Source organism: Limimaricola cinnabarinus LL-001 (genome assembly GCF_000466965.1).
Lineage (GTDB): Bacteria > Pseudomonadota > Alphaproteobacteria > Rhodobacterales > Rhodobacteraceae > Limimaricola > Limimaricola cinnabarinus.
Map to the genome: position 1 here is coordinate 1 of NZ_BATB01000149.1, position 1,437 is coordinate 1,437.

Sequence of the window (1,437 nt, forward strand, 5' to 3'; positions counted from 1 at the left end):
GGAAATGGTGGCGATGATTTGCAGGCTTTCGTAAGCTGTGTTTCGAAACCTTGCGAATTCCGGAGCATGATGAAGCCTCATCCCCGCGCTGAAGAGCAGGACGACCTCCTGCGGCCCCGCCTGACCGACATGATCGACATGCGCCATGAGCTGGCGACCTTGGCAGAGCTGATCGACTGGGAGTTCTTCGAGCGTGAATGGGCCGGGTTCTTTCCATCCTCGGTCGGGCGGCCAGCGACACCGCCACGGTTGATCGCTGGACTCCTCTACCTCCAGCACGCCTACCGGCTCTCGGACGAAGCCGTGGTCGCGCGCTGGGTCGAGAACCCGTATTACCAACACTTCTGCGGTGAGACGTTCTTTCAGCACCGCTCGCCGATCGACCCCTCATCGCTCACCCGCTGGCGCAAGCGCATCGGCGAAGAAGGCGTGGAATGGCTGCTCACGAAGACCATCGAAGCCGGTCGCACCTCGGGCGCGGTGGCGGACAAGAGCCTGAAGCAGGTATCGGTCGACACCACGGTCATGGAAAAGAACATCGCTCACCCGACCGACGCGCGGCTCTACGAGACGGCGCGGCAGAAGCTGGTGGCGCTTGCGGCCGAGGCCGGGATCGAGCTGCGCCAGAGCTATGCACGCTTGGCTCCGCGCCTGGCGGTCAAGGTCGGGCGCTATGCGCATGCCCGGCAGTTCAAGCGGATGCGAAAGGCGCTGCGGACGCTGCGAGGTTACACGGGGCGCGTCATGCGCGACCTGCGCCGCCAGATCGATGGCATGCCGGCAGGGCCGCTCCGGACGCGTGCTCTCGACATGCTGGTTCTGACCTCGCGACTGCTGCACCAGCAACCGCAGGACAAAGGCAAGATCTTCAGCCTGCACGAGCCGCAGGTGGACTGCATCTCGAAGGGCAAGGCGCGGCAGCGCTACGAGTTCGGCACCAAGGTCAGCGTCGCCACCACCATCCGCGAGGGCTTCATCGTCGGCATGCGGGCGCTGCCCGGCAATCCCTATGATGGCCACACCCTCGCTGGGGCCCTCGAGCAGGTCGAGGTGCTGACGGATCAGCGACCCTCGCTTGCCGTCGTCGACCGCGGCTACCGCGGGCACGGCGTCGAGACCACGCGCGTGCTGATCAGCGGCACGCGCAAAGGGATGACGCCAGCACTGACTAGGCTCCTGCGGCGCCGCAGTGCCATCGAGCCGGAGATCGGCCACATGAAAGCCGATGGCCGTCTGGCGCGCTGCCCGCTCAAGGGAACCGCCGGCGACGCGATCTTCGCCGTCCTTTGCGCCTGCGGCCACAACATCCGCAAGATCCTCGCCCACCTCAGGGCGCTTTTGTCTCTGCTGATCGCAGCCCTTATTGGCGCGTTCGAACCGGATCCTTACCGGGCAACCGGCGCTGCCGCCGCCTGAGGACGTTGTTCAGGGCCGACT

1 protein-coding gene is annotated in these 1,437 nt (G+C 65.7%); it reads left to right on the forward strand.

The window, feature by feature from the left end:
• The first annotated feature begins 69 nt into the window (after positions 1-69).
• Positions 70-1,416 carry an IS5 family transposase gene (locus tag MBELCI_RS18775; protein ID WP_045320553.1) on the forward strand — a complete coding sequence of 449 codons (1,347 nt, stop codon included), beginning with the start codon at positions 70-72 and terminating at the stop codon, positions 1,414-1,416.
• The last annotated feature ends 21 nt before the right edge of the window (positions 1,417-1,437 follow it).

What these genes read in the sequence shown, in the direction of transcription:
- MBELCI_RS18775 (WP_045320553.1), top strand. Translation starts at nt 70, where the DNA reads ATGAAGCCTCATCCCCGCGCTGAAGAGCAGGACGACCTCCTGCGGCCC.